This is a genomic window from Undibacterium sp. SXout7W (genome assembly GCF_049339385.1).
Lineage (GTDB): Bacteria > Pseudomonadota > Gammaproteobacteria > Burkholderiales > Burkholderiaceae_D > Undibacterium.
Genome location: NZ_JBMPPF010000001.1, coordinates 51,931 through 70,547 on the forward strand (window position 1 = coordinate 51,931; position 18,617 = coordinate 70,547).

The window sequence follows — 18,617 nt, forward strand, 5'->3', positions numbered from 1 at the left end:
GCAGGCGTTGATATAGGTTGGCATATGCTGGCGTATGTTGTGGCACAGATTACGACGCAGTTTGCCTTTTTGTTTTCAGCCAGAATGTGACTGGGCCATCATTGGTCAGCGAGACCTTCATATCTGCACCGAACTGGCCGGTTTCTACCGTTGCATGTTGCACGCGAGCCTGCGCGACGAAGTAATCAAACAACTGTTTGGCGACTTCGGGCGGTGCAGCAGGTGTGAATGACGGGCGGGTACCTGACTGGGTATCGGCAGCCAGCGTGAACTGCGGCACCAGTAGCAAGCCACCTTGCGTATCGCGGATGCTGCGATTCATTTTGCCGGCATCGTCACTGAAAACCCGGTAGCTGAGCAATTTGCTCAGCAGGGCATCCGCTTCTTTTTCGGTGTCCCCGCGTTCTGCGCAGACCAGCACCATCAGCCCCGCTTGTATCCCACCGATAACTGCGCCATCCACCACTACGCTGGCGTGGCTGACGCGCTGCAATAAGGCGATCATGCTGCCAGTGTCACGCGGGCAAATTTACGTTTGCCAACTTGCAGTACAAAGGTGCCGGCATCGACTTTCAGACCTTTATCACTGATCACAGTGCTGTCGATACGCACGCCGCCTTGCTCGACCATGCGTAGCGCTTCTGAGGTGGAGGCGCACAGATTCGCCTGCTTGAGCAATTGGCCGATACCGAGTGGTGCACCTGCCAGCGTGACTTCTGGAATATCGTCCGGAATGCCACCTTTGGAACGATTCACGAAATCCGCCAGTGCATCTTCACCAGCCTGCTTGTTGTGGAAGCGAGCGACGATTTCCTGCGCCAGAGCGACTTTGATATCACGCGGATTCTGGCCCTCTGCCACGGCTTTCTTGTATGCCGCAATTTGCTCGATCGAGCAGAAAGACAGTAAATCATAGTATTTCCACATCATATCGTCGGAAATGCTCATGACTTTGGCGAACATAGTGTTAGCCGGTTCGGTGATGGCGATGTAATTGTTCTTCGATTTGGACATTTTCTCCACGCCGTCCAGACCTTCCAGCAAAGGCATGGTCAGAATGCATTGCGGTTCTTGCCCATAGTCTTTTTGCAATTCACGACCTACCAGCAGATTGAACTTCTGATCTGTACCACCCAGCTCCAGGTCAGATTGCAGGGCGACGGAATCATAGCCTTGCATCAATGGATACAGGAATTCGTGAATCGAGATCGGTGTACCGGCTTTGAAGCGCTTGGTAAAATCATCGCGTTCCATCATGCGTGCCACGGTGTATTTGGACGATAGCTGGATCATGCCGCGTGCGCCCAGTGGATCGCACCATTCTGAGTTGTAGCGGATTTCGGTTTTTGTCGCGTCCAGCACCAGACTTGCCTGTTTGAAATACGTTTGCGCATTCTCTTCGATCTGTTCGCGTGTCAGCGGTGGGCGCGTGGCATTGCGGCCGGACGGGTCGCCGATCATAGAAGTAAAATCGCCAATCAGGAAAATTACGTTGTGCCCAAGATCTTGCAACTGACGCATCTTATTCAGCACGACCGTGTGACCCAGGTGCAGGTCGGGTGCGGTTGGATCCAGTCCTAGTTTGATGCGCAAAGGCTTGCTAGTTTGTTCACTGCGCGCCAGTTTTTGCGCAAATTCGGACTCAATGAGTAGCTCGTCGACACCACGCTTGGCGACCGCTAAAGCATGTTGCACAGCATCGCTCAAAGGCAGGGTTGCAGGGATATTTTTGTCGCGGGGAGTGGAGGAATTGTTTGCAGAAGTCATTTTTAATTTACATCAAGTTTTTTTGTAACACCGCTGGTCGAATTCCGCTTCTGAATCCATAATCAGCGTTTTGCCAAATTCTGGGTGTTGGTTAAATCATGGGATGGTAAGCACTTGCTTTATAATCCCGTCTTTGTTTGTCCTGTGTTTGCCGTTGATTTTGTCATTTAAATATCTTTTTGAATGAATTTTATCCGGCAACGACCTCGAATTTTCGATAAAAACAGTCAATTTTAACTTATTGCATGCGTCCAACAGATAAATTCCTTCATTTAGCTTCTGGTAGCAGACTGTTGTTTGGCACCACTCGCTTATCCCGCCTGGTTTCCGTTTCCGCATTGTTTTTTGCCGTTTGCGCATTTGGCGCAGTGGGCGTAGCGCCGATGGCGCCCGATGCCGCGGATTTGCCCGTGAAAAAGATCACACAACAGCTGGACCTCCCCAAAATCGATGATCAGATTGCTGCCATAGAAGAGCATGAACATCATTTCATTCGTGAAGAAACCGTTCATCGTGGCGATACGCTGGGCGTATTACTACTGCGTCTGGGTGTTGACGACGACGAGGCGGTCAATTTCATCAAGTCTGACAATATTGCACGCAATATTATGCAGTTGCGCGCAGACAAGACCGTGCGTGCCAAAACCAATGACGAGGGTGAACTTGAATGGTTGCAGACGACATTGACTGACAACAACGATAAGCCGACGCGCAATATCGTGATCAGTCGCGACGCTTCCGGTAAGTTAGTCTCAGCAGACACCAGCGCTGTTCTGGAACGTCGGATCGAAATGGCTTCTGGCAATATCCGCTCCTCTTTGTTTGCGGCGACCGATGAAGCTGGCATAGCCGACAATATCTCGTCGCAAATCGTCGGGATGTTTGAAACCAATATTGATTTTCGTAAATTGCAGCGTGGCGATCAGTTTAATGTCGTGTACGAAAGCTTTTGGCAAAACGGCGAATTGATTAAAACCGGTCGTGTTCTGGCTGGCGAGTTCACGAATGCAGGCAAGTTGTATCAGTCAGTCTGGTTTGATGATGCGGGTGGCCAGGGTGGTTATTATAGTTTTGATGGAAAGTCGCTCAAAAAGGCTTTTCTGAAGTCACCGCTGGAATTTACCCGGGTTTCTTCTGGTTTTTCGATGCGTATGCATCCGATTTCCGGTCAGTGGAAACAACATAAAGGCGTTGATTTTGCTGCTGTCACAGGTACGCCTATTCGCGCCTCAGGTGATGGTGTCGTGGAATCTGCCGGTGTCAGTGGCGGCTACGGCAATCTGGTCGTGATCAAGCATTGGTCGAATTACAGTACCGCTTATGCTCACATGAGCCGCTTCGCACCTGGCATTCACAAAGGCAGCAAAGTCAGTCAGGGAGAAGTGATTGGTTATGTCGGTACGACAGGTTGGTCCACCGGCCCGCATCTGCATTATGAATTCCGTGTCAATAACGAACCACGTGACCCGATGTCGGTCAGCGTACCTGATGCACCACCACTGGCGAGCGCTGATATGTCTCGCTTTAAAATGGTTGCCGCCGATATGACGCATCGCTTTGCGCTGTTACGTCCTGAACGTCAGACAGAAACGATGCGCCTGGCATCGCGCTGATTCTGATGGAAGGTAAAAGGCCGAACTGTGGTTCGGCCTTTTTTTTATGGCGAATCCAAGGAGATGATTCCGATGAGCACAAAAAATCCTACGCAAGAAAATCGACCAGACAATTTATCGCAGAATTTACAAAAAAATTCACAAGCCAGTGCACCAAAAAGTGTGGAAGCACATTCGGCTCAAACTCAATCCGCCGCGTGCTCCAGCCTGTATATCGGTCTGATGTCCGGTACCAGTCTTGATGGTGTCGATGGTGTCTTGGTGCGGCTGTCTGACAATGGTGGCGAGCAGATGCGTTTACTTGCGAGTGCTTATCTCCCCTTTTCTCCATCATTACGTCAGCAGGCATTGGCGTTGCAGCAGCCCGGGGAGAATGAAATCATGCGAGAGGCGCTTCTGGCAAACGAGCTTGCTGCTGTTTATGCCGATTGTGTGCAGGCATTGCTGGATAAATATCCTGATGCTGCCGGGACTGATAGTGCTCACCCTGCAAACCACGGTATCCGCGCGATTGGTGTACATGGGCAGACGATTCGCCATCGACCCGAACTTGGTTTCACACGACAGACAAATCAGCCGGCGTTGCTGGCGGAAATGACCAATATCGATGTCATTGCTGATTTTCGTAGTCGGGACATTGCTGCTGGTGGCCAGGGAGCGCCTTTGGTACCTGCTTTTCACCGCGCAGTATTTGGCGTGGAGGGTGAATGCAGGGTGGTCGTTAATATCGGCGGAATTAGTAATATCAGTATTTTGGCCGCTGACGGCAGCACGCGGGGGTTTGATACCGGCCCTGGCAATGTGCTGATGGATGCATGGATGCAGCGTCATCAACAAAAAAATTATGATGCGGGCGGTCAGTGGGCGTCACAAGGAAAAGTGATCGATTCCTTGTTGTTCAACATGTTGTCGGAAGCTTATTTGCAGGTCACGCCGCCTAAAAGTACCGGACGCGATTTATTCCATCTGAAATGGCTGTTACAGCATCTGGATCAGCTTGGGCAGGCTTTCAACGCAGTAGATATACAGGCCACTTTATCCGCTTATACAGCTACAACACTGGCAAATGCGATCATGACATATGCTGAAAATGTTCAGCAAGTTCTGGTCTGTGGTGGCGGAGCGGCGAATACGCATCTGATGCAGGGATTGCAAAGCGCATTGAGGCAGGCAGGTTCGGCTGCAACGGTCAGCAGTACCGCTGTTGCCGGTGTTGAGCCAGAACAGGTCGAGGCGTTGGCATTCGCCTGGCTGGCACAGCAATTTTGTTTGCGTCGTCCCGGCAATCTTCCTGATGTTACGGGTGCTAAGGGATATCGCATATTAGGTGCTTTGTATCCGGCCTGATCCAGCTTCTGTCGCAGTGATGGAATCAACCGGGCGATGAAGATGAGCCAGGCCATATCAGGCAATCCTGATGGCATAACATCATGCGATAAAAATATAACAGTAACGCCAGCTGATCTGGCACTATTTCACGCCTTGTCGTTCTCTGAGCACAAGCGGTGGATTGCCAGTTTGCGGTGGCGTAATGACGAGGTTCATTTTTTGAAAAGAGATAGCTATGACGCATCTTGTGTATGTTGCTGATCCCATGTGCTCCTGGTGTTATGGTTTCGGTCCTGAATTAAAGGCTTTGCTCGATACCATGCCGGACGCCAGACTCGATATCGTGGTTGGTGGTTTGCGCGCCTATAACAAAGAGGTGATGGACGAGCAAAAGCGACAGACGATACTCGGCCATTGGAAGCATGTTGCAGAGGCGAGTGGTTTACCGTTTTCACCTGTAGGAATGACACAGGCCGGATTTATTTACGACACCGAACCAGCATGTCGTGCCGTAGTGACGGCCCGCACATTGGCTGACGATTTGTCGGCACATGAATCGCTCAGTATTTTTTTTGCGATTCAGCAAGCATTTTATGCAGAAGGAAAAGACATCACCAACCCCGTCGTGCTGGCAGAGATCACGACTGCTGCCTTGAATGCCACGGCAGGCGGAGTCGAACACTTCGATGTCGATAGCGTGCTGGAAACCTGGCAGTCTCCCATGACGATGGCGGACACCAGACAAGATTTTCAGCAGACCCAGCGCTGGGGAGTGCGAGGTTTTCCGGCGTTGCTGGTTTTGCATAACAACGCTCTGCATATGATTGCTTCGGGTTATACGAAAGCTGCGGAGCTGATCAGCTCCTGTCAGCAAGTACAGCAAGTACAACAAGTTTAATTTCTCTGATTTTTTTATGACATCAAGCGTTACACTCGCCGCACAAGGGCCAGATTTTTCCCGCATCGCACTTGGTTTGTGGCGACTCGCCGACTGGCAGATGACTCCGCAACAGCGCGTCAGTTTTCTGGAACAGGCGCTGGCGTTGGGGATTACCACTATCGATCAAGCCGATATTTATGGCGATTATCAAAGCGAAACCCTGCTCGGAGAGGCGCTGCAACTGGCACCGCAGCTGCGTCAGCGCTTTCAATTCGTCACGAAATGCGGCATCAAGCTGATATCAGCACATCGCCCATCCCACGGAATACAGCATTACGATACCAGTCGTGCACATATCATTGCTTCAGCGGAGCAATCTTTGCGCGCCATGCGGATCGATGCGATTGATTTGCTCCTGATTCACAGACCCGATCCTTTAATGGATGCCGACGAAATCGCCGAGGCCTTCCAGACTTTGCAGCAAAGCGGCAAAGTCCGGCATTTTGGCGTATCGAATTTCACGAATCCACAATTCGAATTATTGTCTTCGCGTTTTCCGCTGGTGACGAATCAAGTTGAATTATCCTTGCTGCACATGCAGCCATTGCATGATGGCACGTTGGACTTATGTCAGCGTTTGCGCATTGCACCGATGATCTGGTCTGCACTCGGCGGTGGACGATTGTTGTTGTCGGACGATCAACAAACTGAGCGGGGTTTGCACATCAAACGCACACTGGAGACCATTGCCGCGCAATATGCAGTAACACCCCCCGTCATTGCACTTTCGTGGATATTGCAACATCCGTCAAAACCACTGGTATTGACAGGTTCCGGACGACTGCAGGCTTTGCAGGAAGCGGTCAGAGCAACGACGATCACATTGTCCCGTGAACAATGGTTCAGTTTATGGGTGGCGGCTGCAGGGAAAAATGTGGATTAAGAAAAATGTGGAGTAAGTCGGGAACGATGTCATAGACTCATTGATGAGTAAAGTAACAGATCATCAGTTGAAAACATGGAAACCTCAATTGAGAGGAGCAAAAAAAGGTGAGACATGGCTCCCTTTTTTTATTGATCAATCGTGAATCAATCCTGGCTTAATCAGGGGGATTTCATGATAAATCAAGAATGAATCACCAACTGATCGTGACTCGGATATGGATCTTAGATTGATGTGGTATTCGTTAAGAGTTGGCAAAATATCATATGCTTTTCTCTATTTTTCTGTCTGAGCAGGATGCATTGGTATAGTATTGTCAATACATCCCTTAGCGATACGGGTTACGTTATTGCCTCCATGTCAGAAGGACAGACTAAGTGACTGTTTTTCAATATATTCGTAACAATTTTCTCCTGTCTGAAGACGCGTCTGTTGATATTGCTCAATGGCGTGAGCAAGTGTTGTCTGCGATTTTGTTTTTTTCTCTGTTTTTAGGGGTGATCGCAGCGCTCCCCAGTATGTTCATCGCGATCAACGAAGGTCTGTGGTCGATTGTTGTCGTGGATATTCTGGCGCTGATCTGGGTTGCGGCCATCTGGCGTGCTCCCGCGTTAAGCTTTACCTTGCGTACCTGGAATTTTTTGTTATTGCTGTATTTGCTTGGCGTCTGGTTTTTGATGAAAGTCGGTCTGACTGGTCTGATTTATCTGATGGCCTTTCCGGTCATGGCATCGTTATTACTCAATCTCAGGCAGGCTCTGATATCGCTTCTGATTGCGACGTTGAGCTTGTTGCTGATCGGTTATGTGTCCGATGCGAATTTGCGGATCGTCGGTTTTAATTCGCAACCGTTTATGCGGTGGCTGGTGGTGACGATCAACTTTGCTTTTATCTGTTCCATTATGTCTATTTCTTGTTCGGTACTGTTGCAGAGACTGAACTTCTCTTTGCGGCAACAGCAACTGATCGCATTGTCGCTGGAGCGGGAAAAAGCCTCTTTACGCGCCACCAATGAAGAGTTGCGGCTGACGGTCGCAGCCGTTTCCGGCCTGAACGATATTGTGATGATCGTACAGAACCATCTGGATCACGATGACATTCAGCATCTGACGATTGTGTTTGTGAATGATGCTTTTCAGCGCCATACAGGTTTTGCGGCGGAAGCGGTGATCGGTAAGTCACCCGCTTTTTTGATCGGCACACAAACGCAAAAAGAGGAACTCGACAGGGTACAGTTCGCATTGCAACATTTTGAGCCTGTGCATGTAGAGTTAATTGCTTACCGGCGTGATGGCGGCGAATTCTGGATGGAGGCCGATATTGTACCGCTGGCCGATGAGCACGGCGCATTTACGCATTGGGTGGCAACCGGACGCGATATCAGCGAGCGTAAAAAAACGGAAGAGCACATACATCGGTTGGCGTATTTTGATGCGCTGACAGGCTTGCCCAATCGTCGTTTATTGCTCGACAGAATGACCATCTTGCTTGCGCATGCCCGACGCACCACGATTGTCAGTGCGGTGCTGTTTATTGACATGGATAACTTCAAGTACATCAACGATGCCCGTGGACACGCGGTGGGTGATGCCTTGTTGAAGCAGGTGACACAACGGTTGAACGGTTTGTTGCGTGAAGTCGATACGGTTGCTCGCATCGGCGGTGACGAATTTGTGGTGCTGATGTCGAATATCGCTGAGGATGTTGCCAACGGTGCGCATGCGGCTTCCCATGTCGCAGAAAAAATTCGTCATGCCATGCATCAGTTGTTTGATATTGACGGACTCATGTATAGCACGACCTGCAGTATCGGCGTTACCTTGTTGCCTCGTGGTCATCAGAATGCCGATGATTTGTTGCGCGAAGCGGATACTGCGATGTACCGCGCAAAATCGGCAGGACGGAATCAGGTCGCGTTTTACGAGGTGGGTATGCAATCTGAAATTGAATACCGGCTGACCATGGAACGTGAACTGACGGCGGCAGTTGTTGGACATCAATTGCATATGGTGATGCAGGCACAGGTAGATAGATTGGGGAAACCTGTCGGTGGTGAGATGCTGATGCGGTGGGTGCATCCACATCGGGGAAATATCTCTCCTGCGCAGTTTATTCCTGTGGCAGAAGAGTCCGGCATGATCATCAGTATGGGGGACTGGGCGATGCAGCAGGCTTGTCTGGCCTTGTTGAAACTGGAGGCGGCAGGAATATCGATACCGTTGTCGGTGAATGTGAGCCCCAAGCAGTTTCGCCAACTTGATTTTGTGGACAAAGTTCAGCGGGTATTGCGGGAAACCGGCGTCAAACCGGAGAGGTTGATTTTAGAGGTGACGGAAGGTTTGTTAATCCAGAATTTGCAAGATACGATTGCTCGTATGCATGAGCTGACGTCAATTGGCATACGGTTTTCTATTGATGATTTTGGTACTGGCTATTCCAGTTTTGCGTATCTGAAAAAACTGCCTTTGTATGAGCTGAAAATTGATAAAAGCTTTGTGCAGGATACGCCGGATAATCAGAATGATACGGCGATCGTGCAATCGATTTTATCGATGGCAGAACATCTTGGCTTGCGCGTGGTCGCAGAAGGTGTGGAGACCAGGGAGCAGGCTGAGTTTCTGATCGAAAGCGGCTGCAGTACGATGCAGGGATTTTTGTTTGCGCGCCCTATGCCAGTGGATGAATGGATAGGGCTGCAGCCACCTTCAGCGGCTTTAGTGACTCATACGCATGGTGTTTAAAACGAAGTCTGCTGATAAGTTGATTCCATCCAGTTAATGAATAGTTGTACTTCAGGGCGTATGCTTGGCTGCGCTTCATGTACCAGATAGTAAGCATGCGGCGGTGTTGCCAGCTGCGTATCAAACAGTCGTACCACGTCACCCTGACGTATCATATCTTGTGCAAAATGCTGTCGTGTCAGACCTACGCCATGACCGTGTTTGACGCCTTCCAGCAATAGTCCCAAGTCATCGATTCTCAGTCCATGCGTTGGTTCTGCCCAGTCGAGTCCTGCCACTTCAAACCAAGGCTGCCAGGGTTCCAATGCGGAGCGCAGCAGGCGTGCATGGCGCAGATCGGCTGGCGTTTGTATTGAAGGAATGGTTTTCAGATAATCGGGACTGGCGACGGCAAAACTGGGTTCGACGAATAATTTTTTAGTGACCAGATTCGGATATTCTCCGGCACCAAAGCGCACTTCTACGTCACTCTCTGACAGGCTCAGGTCGTACAGCGGGACAAACAGATAGACTTCAATTTCTATCTCGGGATATTGTTCGCTGAAGCTGGCCAGACGCGGCATGAACATATAGCGGGCAAAGGTGGGGGGAACCGTTACTTTGACACGCAATTGGTTTTGGGTGATTTTGTTGGGCAAAGGAAAATCAGACAGGGTACGCAATGCCGCGCGTACCACATCAAGATAGCGACGTCCAAATTCTGTCAGTGCGACACTGCGCCCTTCACGTACAAAAACACGTTCGCACAGATGCTCTTCCAGTAAGCGGATTCTGTGTGAGAGCGCGGAAGGTGTGATGCACAGTTCTTCAGCAGCGACGGCAAAAGAGCCGAAGCGGGCCGCAGCTTCAAAGGCAGAGAGGGCGTGTACCGGTGGGAGTCGTGTTGCCATGCTGGTTCCAGATCAATGTTAAGAGTTCGTTGCTTCCCAGGCGATAATTTTGCCGGGATTCATGATGTTGTTTGGATCAAATGCGTGTTTGAGTACGCGCATCATATGAATGGCATCCACGCCATGTTCTTCTATCAGAAAGGGCATTTTATGGATGCCCACACCGTGCTCTCCGGTGCAGGTGCCATCCATCGCAATCGCACGGGTGACCATACGCTGGTTGATGGCTTCGGCAGTCTGTATTTCTTGTTCGTTGGCCGGATCGACCAGCATGAGCACATGGAAATTGCCATCGCCGACATGGCCGATAATCGAATGAACGATGGCATGTTGTTCACAATCTGCCTGCGTCTCGCTGATACATTCCGCCAGCCGCGAAATCGGTACGCAGCAGTCTGTCGAGATGGAGCGGGCGCCGTGGCGTAATTGCAGCAGCGCAAAATAGGCGTTGTGTCGTGCTGCCCATAAGCGGGAGCGGTCTTCCGGGCGCGTTGCCCATTCGAAATCGCCGGCACCATAGCCAGACGCAATTTCTTGTACCAGTTCTGCCTGCTCTTGCACGCTATGTTCGCTGCCATGAAATTCAAACAGCAACAGCGGCTTTTCTGGCAGGCTGAGTTTGTCGTAGGCATTGATGGCTTTGACGCCATTGGCATCCAGAAACTCTACCCGCGCGACGGGTATGCCCATTTGTATGGTTTGTATCACACAGCTGACTGCCTGATGATTATCCGGAAAGCTGCATACGGCGGCAGAGATGGCTTCGGGCAGTGGGTAGAGCTTGACGGTGACTTCGGTAATGACACCCAGCGTGCCTTCGCTACCCACAAACAGGCGAGTCAGGTCATAGCCGGCCGAGGATTTTTTTGCACGTGAACCGGTCTTGATGATGCGGCCATCGGCCGTGACCACGGTCAGCGCCATGACATTTTCGCGCATGGTGCCGTAGCGGACTGCGTTGGTGCCGGAGGCGCGCGTTGCACTCATACCGCCGATAGTGGCATCAGCACCCGGATCAATCGGAAAGAACAGACCGGTATCGCGAATTTCCAGATTCAGCTGCTTGCGGGTGACGCCCGCCTGCACGGTCGCGGTGAGGTCTTCGGCATGCACCGCCAGCATTTGGTTCATCTGTGATAAATCCAGACAGACACCGCCTTGCAGCGCCAGAATATGACCTTCCAGTGAGGAACCAGCGCCATAGGGGATCACTGGCACATGGTAGTGATTGCAGAGTTTGACGATGTCCGCCACTTCTTCTGTTGTCTGTGCAAATACGACGACATCCGGCAACATCGGATCGTAGGAGGACTCGTCCGTGCCATGCTGCGCCCGCAAACCGGGGGCGGTGCTGAAGCGGTCGTCGAGCAAGTTGCGTAACGCCTCCAGCAGTTCCGCCGGTATGGCTGGCTTGTTCGTGCGTAAATCAACTGGCTGAGTCATGTCGGTATCCGGTCATCATGGGCAGTGCATCTTACCTGATTGCATATTGTTGCTTGCTCGTTGCGGGGGAGGGGCTACCATAGAACCGTTACGGTACTGATACGGTATTTGTCTCCGTGTTGTGCAGTATTCTATTATGAGGCGTGGCGGTGTGCTTTGAAGCGAGTATTTATACCGTCTGCTTTCGTTGTTTCTGAAAGACAAATACGTGTTTCAATGAATTCTGTTCCGGAGTTGAATGCTTTTTTTACGGCCGTTTGAAATTTTGCCAGGTTTTGGCTTATGCTCTGCGGCTTCTTTCATCATTTTCTTCAATTGAATTGCCATGGGAAATCGACTTTCTAAAATTGCGACACGTACCGGTGATGGGGGTACGACAGGACTGGGTGATGGTAGCAGAATCGCCAAGGATGCCTTGCGCGTTCACGCTATGGGCGACGTGGATGAACTCAATTCTCATCTGGGCGTGTTGTTGTGTGAGGACTTGCCAACCACCTTGCGCCATGAATTGGCCTCGATACAGCATGATCTGTTCGATCTGGGCGGTGAGTTGTGTATTCCGGGCTATACGTTGATCACCGATGCGCAGGTGGAGCGTCTGGATGGGCTGCTGGAAAAATACAATGCGGATCTTCCGCCGCTCAAGGACTTTATTTTGCCTGGTGGCTCGCGTGCAGCGGCACAAGCCCATGTGTGCCGCACAGTCTGCCGTCGTGCTGAACGGGCGATTGTCAGTGTTGGCAACAGTGAGACTATCAATGACCATCCACGCCAGTATATGAATCGTCTGTCGGATTTGCTGTTTGTGTTGTCGCGCTTTTTAAATCGGTATGCGGGTGGCAATGATGTGATGTGGGAGAAAGATCGGGAGCGTTGATCGTGGTTTGAGTTCCCGAAATACTTCCCGAACGCACATTTGGCAGATACTCCCCCCTGTTTGATGAAAAGCAGGCCGCTCGTCCTTGAAAACAAAGGCGGCTGAAATATACTGAGGGGAGTATATTTCAGCCGCCTTGGGCGTTCAAATGGGCATCATTGGGCGAAACCGTTGTTTGGCAATGAAGTCAGTGAATCAATCAACCAGTGATCTGGCCACTCATTGAATCAACATCATCAACCACGCCAACGATCTCAGCCATTGCTGACTGCCAATACCGGGGCACTATTGCCCTGCACGATGGACAAACGCTGACGTATCGATGCCTCTATTCCTTTCGCATCCAGACCGCATTGCGACAACAGCAGAGCTGGGTCGCCATGATCGACGAATTGATCGGGCAAGCCCAGAATCAGTAGCGGTTTGCTGATGCCAGCGGCAGCCAGTGCTTCGGCCACAGCAGAACCTGCACCACCCATAGTGCAACCTTCTTCGACAGTCACCAGCACATCATGTGATGCGGCTAAGGATTTGACGAGCTCAGTATCCAGCGGTTTGATGAAGCGCATATTGGCCAGCGTAGCATCGAGCTGTTCCGCCGCCTGCAATGCCGGTTGCACCATGGAGCCGAAGGCCAGTATCGCCACCTGCTTGCCTTCACGCCGGAGTTCGCCTTTGCCCAGCGTCAGGGTGGTTAATGCTTTTTCGGTTGCTTTGCCTATGCCTGCGCCGCGTGGATAGCGGATCGCTGCGGGGCCGGGATATTGATAGCCGGTTGTCAGCATCTGGCGGCATTCATTCTCATCGGAGGCGGCCATGATGATCATGTTAGGAATGCAGCGCAGGTAGGCCATATCGTAATTGCCCGCATGCGTGGCGCCGTCGGCACCAACCAGACCGGCGCGATCCAGTGCAAATGTGACATCCAGATTCTGCAATGCCACATCGTGAATCAATTGGTCGTAGGCGCGTTGCAGGAAGGTCGAATAAATAGCCACGACAGGCTTGAGTCCTTCGCATGCCATGCCGGCGGCAAATGTGACGGCATGTTGCTCAGCGATACCAACATCGTAATAACGCTGGGGGAACTGTTTTTCAAACTCAACCATGCCAGAACCTTCACGCATCGCTGGCGTGATACCGATCAGTTTCTCGTCCGCAGCTGCCATGTCGCACAGCCACTGACCAAACACCTGCGTATACGTTTGCTTGGCAGGTGCAGCAGACGGTTTGATGCCCTCTGCCGGATTGAATTTGCCGGGGCCGTGATACAGCACAGGGTCTGCTTCTGCCAGTTTGTAGCCTTGACCTTTTTTAGTCACCACATGCAGGAATTGTGGCCCTTTGAGTTGCTTGATATTTTGCAGTGTGGGGATCAGTGAATCCAGGTCGTGTCCATCAATCGGGCCGATGTAATTGAAACCGAATTCTTCAAACATGGTGGCCGGAACCAACATTCCTTTGGCATGTTCTTCAAAGCGTTTTGCCAGCTCCAGCACAGGGGAAGGCAGTACCGATTTGCCGACATTCCGCGCTGCTGCATAAAACTTGCCGGACATCAGCCGCGCCAGATAGCGGTTCAGTGCACCGACCGGTGGCGAGATCGACATATCGTTGTCATTCAATACTACCAGCAGATTGATATCGTCATACACACCGGCATTGTTCAGGGCTTCAAATGCCATACCGGCAGTCATGGAGCCATCACCGATGATGGCAACCGCATGCCGGTCTTCGCCTTTGGTTTTTGCCGCCAGCGCCATGCCCAGCGCAGCAGAAATCGAGGTCGAGGAATGCGCAGTACCAAAGGTGTCGTATTCGCTTTCATCCCGGCGCGGGAAGCCGGAAATGCCTTCACGCTGGCGCAGCGTATGCATCTGGTCGCGGCGACCAGTCAGTATTTTATGCGGATATGTCTGATGACCAACGTCCCAGACCAGACGGTCATCCGGTGTCTGAAATACATAATGCAGTGCAATCGTCAGTTCGACAGTCCCCAGATTGGAGGACAGGTGTCCGCCGGTTTTGGACACAGAATCGATGACGTACTGGCGCAATTCATCCGCCAGCGGCTTGAGCTGATGACGCGGTATCTGTCGCAGATCGTCGGGAGAGTTGATAGTCTGAAGTAAATTCGTCATGGGATTTTGCTCATTTATGCCGTGCGCTGCACGATCAGATCGGCCAGATCATGCAATAGTTGTGCTTGCGCACCAAATGGCTGCAGAGCCGCATGGGCGTTGTTGCATAGTTGTTCTGCTAATTGTTGCGATGCTGACAGCCCCAGCAGACTGACATACGTTGGTTTGTTATCGGCAGCATCTTTACCAGCGGTCTTGCCCAGTGTTGCCGAGTCGGCCGTTGCGTCCAGCACATCATCAACCACCTGAAATGCCAGTCCGATAGCAGCAGAATACGTATCAAGCGCTGCCGTGTCGGCCGCACTCAGCACTTTGCCACTCATCGCGCCCAATAACACCGAAGCCCGCAGCAAGGCCCCGGTTTTCAGTCTGTGCATCTGTTCCAGCTGATCTCTGGTCAATGCCAGGCCAACGCTGGCGAGATCAATCGCCTGACCGCCACACATACCGATAGAGCCGGAAGCCTGTGCCAGCAGACGTACCATCGCCAATTTAGTTGCGGGATCACCATCGCCTTCGGATAACACTGAAAATGCCTGCGCCTGCAAGGCATCTCCGACCAATAAGGCCGTCGCTTCGTCGTAATGTACGTGCACTGTGGGTTTGCCACGGCGCAGAGCATCATCATCCATGCAAGGCATATCATCATGCACCAGTGAATAGGCATGAATTATTTCTACTGCTGCCGCTGCTCTGCTTAATAATTCTGCTGGCGCGTCAAACAACTTGCCTGCAGCGAATACCAGCAACGGCCTGACCCGTTTGCCGCCATCCAGCGTGGCATAGCGCATGGCTTCATGCAGTCGTCCGGGGATAATGTCCGGTGATGGTAAAAAAGCGGATAAAGCGTCTTCACAAACAGCCTGTGTCGCTTTCATCCATTGACGAAAATCCTGACTCATACGTTACCTTCGTTACTCTCGACGGAGAATGGTTTCAGCATTCCGGCGTCCAGCACTTTTACCTGCTGCTCTACATGATCCAGCTGGGCAGCGCAATATCTGATTAATTCCGAGCCGCGTTGATAGGCGCTGACTGAGGCCTCCAGCGGCAATTCTCCCGATTCCATTTGCGCTACCAGCGCTGTCAGTTCTGCCATGGCAGCCTCAAATGAGGCGGGTTGCGGTGAAGCCTCAGAAGCAAGGGAGGCGGATTGTTTTTTAGGCATAATAAGGTCGCTTGGTTTGTTGCCCGATGGCGCCAGCGTCAGTGCAAAAAACGCTACAAAATGAGTGTAACCCTCTATTCTAGTGCAAACTATCACAAACAGCGGGAATTCATCGTTCTGACTGGCAACCTGAAGTCAGAAATGCGTAAAAAATGATATGAAAGTGATGTCAATTTAATATTGAATATGATGCCTGATGTCACATCCGGTGCGGTATCCGCGTGACTGCATGCACAACTTCAGGAGTGTCATCGCATGTCATTTTTTTGCTATTTCTGCCAATGGTAACAAGACGGTAATATTTCCGGCGGGAATCACAGGATATACTTGAAATAGTGCGGAATATTATGAATAGAACATTTCCTTGTGGAAATTATCTGTATATAGTCCATGTTATGGCATAGCGGTATTAGCACAGCATTTTTTTATTACATTAACGATAATTGGCAGCATAACAGTCGCTTTTCTGATTGCACTCAATCAAATGGTCAGCCCACATTCCAAATCCATATCCCAAAATGGCATCGCACCCCGCTGTGATGCTATTTTGCGTGGTTTGTTGCCGCAATTGACTCATCTGGTCGTATCGCAACTGGATGCCTTCAGTGCGCGTTTATCGAATGCGTTGCTGGCGTTGTCTGAACAAAGTATGGACGCCCGCGAAGCGAACCTGAGTTTCTCGGCTGGGCAGTTACTGAAAAAAAATGGCTACGCTTTTTATTACCTTGCTTCTTCCGCATTTGATGCTGCCTTCCGCCATGAACTTCATGTTTTGTTGCGAGGCGATCAGGAAAGCAAGCGGAATACCGACCCCGATGTCGCTTTAAGTCTGGTTTCTTATGAAGAGATGGACAAAAAGCTGGCGTTCAGCAATGTCAGTCGCACACTGGAGCTGGATAGTGCGGCGCAATACACCGCGCTCAATATGCGCCTGGCGCATCTGTTGCAGCTGGATGCGCTGAGCATTGCGCAAAACCCTTTCCGGCCAGAAGTGTTTTTGAATACGATTTATGCCAGTTGGTGTCAGTTTGATACTGAGCAAGAGTCGCATGAACTGATTTTGCCATTATTGCGCCCGGATATTTTGTTTGATCTTGAGCCGATTCTGGCTGCAGTCAATGAAGCATTGATAGAAAAAGGTGTTTTGCCTGACTTGCATGAGTCATATCGCATACAGCGCAAACCGCGTTCAGACAGCAATGCTTCAGTTGCGGAAAGCGAGCGCAGTATCGGTGCGCAGGACCTGACGCAAAAACTCAAAACCTATTTATCTGGCGGCGCATCAATGCATGCGACGCAGCATCCGTCATCGAACCAGTCCAGATTTGCGATGTCATCTGATGGTGGCGACGGTGGTGGTTCATATGCCGCAAGCGCAGAATCATCCGGTGAGCAGACCGGTGCTCCTGCACAAACGGCCTTGTTTCAGCATCTGACAGAGTTACAGCAAAGTCCCCGTTTTAATCAGTTGATGGCGGATGCACAGGATGTTTTGCGCTTATCACAACTACGCCAGCAAATGCCTGAACTGGCAAGCACTGGTGTAGAAAAGCAAACACTGGATTTGCTGTCTCAAGTGTTTGACAGTGTATTCCGCAATCAAGCCATTCCTGGTCCGATCAAGGAGCTGATTGCCGTATTGCAGATTCCGGTACTGAAGGCAGCGTTGCTAGATAGTGAATTCTTTTTTCAGGAACAGCATCCGGCGCGTCGCCTGATTGAATTACTGTCACGCTACAGTCTTGCCTGGGATCAGAAAAAAGGTCAGGACGACCCCTTGTATCAAACGATGCAGCGCAATGTGCAGCGGGTGCAGCAAGAGTTTCAGCAGCAGATCAGTTTGTTTGATGAAGTGGTGACGGATCTCGAAAATTTCATCAAGAAGGAAGAGGACGCGAGTGCCGAAGCCTTGGCTGCGCCGATCAACACGGCACTGAAAAAAGAAAAAATCAAACAGGCAAATATTGCCGCGTCTAATCAGGTAGCGTTGCGCGTCGGTACCGGGGAAGTTGTCGCGTTCGTTGAGACATTTCTTGAGAATCGCTGGACGAAAGTATTAACGCTCGCGTATAGCGTGAAAGAAGAAAAACCCCATGCCGTGGATGATGCGATCAACACGATGGATGATTTGATCTGGAGCGTGAAACCCAAGGTCAGTCTGCAGCAGCGACAGGAATTGCTGAACCGTTTGCCAGCGATTTTGGCGCGACTGAATAAATGGCTGAGCCTGATCAAATGGGAAGACGCAGACCGTATACAGTTTTTTGCGGAACTGGCTGAATGTCATGCTTCCATTGTCAGAGCACCACTCGATCTGTCACCAGAACGTCAGCTTGAAATCGCGATGGAAGTGGCACAGCAGGCAGCCGAACGCCGCCTTGCCAAAAAGGCTGAACAGGAAAGCCAACAAGCAGAACATCCTCCCGCACCTGTGGATGAGTTTGTCGATACTGTCGCGAATCTTGAGCGTGGCATCTGGCTGGAATTTACGAAAAAAAATGGCACCACCAACCGCATGCGCCTGGCCTGGGTCAGTCCTATGCGTAGCTTGTATATTTTTACATCCAGTCAGAAAGAAAAATCGTTTTCCGTCTCTGCCGAAGAACTGGAGCTGACTTTCCGCGAAAAGCGGGCACGCGTGCTGGTACTCGATAAAGTAATTGATCGCGCTTTGATGGACGCATTAAATACTTCGCCAGCACTAGCTTTAGCTGAGTCGACTCTTTGAATAAATTACTGACCTAATTCGGATCAGCGTCGATATTTCTTTTACTCCACCTTGCACATGCACGATAGCAGCACATGGGCGAGCATCCAGCGTGTTC

The 18,617-nt window shown here is 50.9% G+C and carries 14 protein-coding genes; 7 read left to right on the top strand and 7 right to left on the bottom strand.

What is annotated here, in order from left to right; all coding sequences use genetic code 11:
* Window positions 1-49: 49 nt before the first annotated feature.
* A complete protein-coding gene (dtd, locus tag ACO0LB_RS00215; protein ID WP_423045319.1) occupies window positions 50-505 on the bottom strand; it encodes a D-aminoacyl-tRNA deacylase in 456 nt (151 codons plus the stop codon).
* A complete protein-coding gene (gene tyrS / locus ACO0LB_RS00220) occupies window positions 502-1,767 on the bottom strand; it encodes a tyrosine--tRNA ligase (RefSeq protein ID WP_423045321.1) in 1,266 nt (421 codons plus the stop codon). Before tyrS ends, dtd begins: the two co-directional genes overlap by 4 nt.
* Window positions 1,768-2,012: 245 nt before the next feature.
* Here tyrS and ACO0LB_RS00225 point away from each other — a divergent pair, with 245 nt between their 5' ends.
* From ACO0LB_RS00225 to ACO0LB_RS00245, 5 genes are all read left to right on the top strand, one after another.
* Window positions 2,013-3,380, top strand: coding sequence for a peptidoglycan DD-metalloendopeptidase family protein (locus ACO0LB_RS00225; RefSeq protein ID WP_423045323.1), 1,368 nt, complete (start codon window positions 2,013-2,015; stop codon window positions 3,378-3,380).
* A gap of 72 nt (window positions 3,381-3,452) precedes the next feature.
* Complete coding sequence (locus ACO0LB_RS00230) at window positions 3,453-4,727, top strand: anhydro-N-acetylmuramic acid kinase (RefSeq protein WP_423045325.1); 1,275 nt, start codon at window positions 3,453-3,455, stop codon at window positions 4,725-4,727.
* A gap of 217 nt (window positions 4,728-4,944) precedes the next feature.
* Window positions 4,945-5,607 (top strand): DsbA family protein, encoded by a 663-nt coding sequence (locus tag ACO0LB_RS00235; protein ID WP_423045326.1) that lies wholly within the window; start codon window positions 4,945-4,947, stop codon window positions 5,605-5,607.
* 16 nt (window positions 5,608-5,623) lie between these two features.
* Window positions 5,624-6,532 carry an aldo/keto reductase gene (locus ACO0LB_RS00240; protein WP_423045328.1) on the top strand — a complete coding sequence of 303 codons (909 nt, stop codon included), beginning with the start codon at window positions 5,624-5,626 and terminating at the stop codon, window positions 6,530-6,532.
* A 377-nt stretch (window positions 6,533-6,909) separates the two neighbouring features.
* On the top strand, window positions 6,910-9,273 hold the full coding sequence (locus tag ACO0LB_RS00245) for a putative bifunctional diguanylate cyclase/phosphodiesterase (protein WP_423045330.1): 2,364 nt from the start codon (window positions 6,910-6,912) through the stop codon (window positions 9,271-9,273).
* On the opposite strand, the gene ACO0LB_RS00250 is transcribed toward ACO0LB_RS00245, so the two are convergent.
* Both ACO0LB_RS00250 and ACO0LB_RS00255 read right to left on the bottom strand, forming a co-directional pair.
* Window positions 9,270-10,163: a LysR substrate-binding domain-containing protein gene (locus tag ACO0LB_RS00250; RefSeq protein WP_423045332.1), complete on the bottom strand. Its 894-nt coding sequence runs from the start codon at window positions 10,161-10,163 to the stop codon at window positions 9,270-9,272. The genes ACO0LB_RS00245 and ACO0LB_RS00250 overlap by 4 nt on opposite strands.
* A gap of 18 nt (window positions 10,164-10,181) precedes the next feature.
* Window positions 10,182-11,606 carry an FAD-binding oxidoreductase gene (locus ACO0LB_RS00255; RefSeq protein ID WP_423045334.1) on the bottom strand — a complete coding sequence of 475 codons (1,425 nt, stop codon included), beginning with the start codon at window positions 11,604-11,606 and terminating at the stop codon, window positions 10,182-10,184.
* 325 nt (window positions 11,607-11,931) lie between these two features.
* Between ACO0LB_RS00255 and ACO0LB_RS00260 the strand changes: the two genes are divergently transcribed.
* Window positions 11,932-12,483 carry a cob(I)yrinic acid a,c-diamide adenosyltransferase gene (locus ACO0LB_RS00260; protein WP_423045336.1) on the top strand — a complete coding sequence of 184 codons (552 nt, stop codon included), beginning with the start codon at window positions 11,932-11,934 and terminating at the stop codon, window positions 12,481-12,483.
* Window positions 12,484-12,737: 254 nt separating this feature from the next.
* Here ACO0LB_RS00260 and dxs read toward each other — a convergent pair whose 3' ends face one another.
* Genes dxs through ACO0LB_RS00275 form a run of 3 tightly spaced genes read right to left on the bottom strand, consistent with a single transcriptional unit; the run spans window position 12,738 to window position 15,792 of the window.
* The gene (dxs, locus tag ACO0LB_RS00265) at window positions 12,738-14,624 is read right to left on the bottom strand and encodes a 1-deoxy-D-xylulose-5-phosphate synthase (RefSeq protein ID WP_423045337.1); all 1,887 of its coding nucleotides are present in this window, start codon (window positions 14,622-14,624) and stop codon (window positions 12,738-12,740) included.
* A 14-nt stretch (window positions 14,625-14,638) separates the two neighbouring features.
* Window positions 14,639-15,526 (bottom strand): polyprenyl synthetase family protein, encoded by an 888-nt coding sequence (locus ACO0LB_RS00270; protein ID WP_423045339.1) that lies wholly within the window; start codon window positions 15,524-15,526, stop codon window positions 14,639-14,641.
* Entirely contained in the window at window positions 15,523-15,792 is a 270-nt protein-coding gene (locus ACO0LB_RS00275; RefSeq protein WP_423045341.1) for an exodeoxyribonuclease VII small subunit, read from the bottom strand. The genes ACO0LB_RS00270 and ACO0LB_RS00275 overlap by 4 nt, the downstream gene beginning before the upstream one ends.
* Window positions 15,793-16,276: 484 nt before the next feature.
* Between ACO0LB_RS00275 and ACO0LB_RS00280 the strand changes: the two genes are divergently transcribed.
* Window positions 16,277-18,520, top strand: coding sequence for a DUF1631 family protein (locus ACO0LB_RS00280; protein WP_423045343.1), 2,244 nt, complete (start codon window positions 16,277-16,279; stop codon window positions 18,518-18,520).
* The last annotated feature ends 97 nt before the right edge of the window (window positions 18,521-18,617 follow it).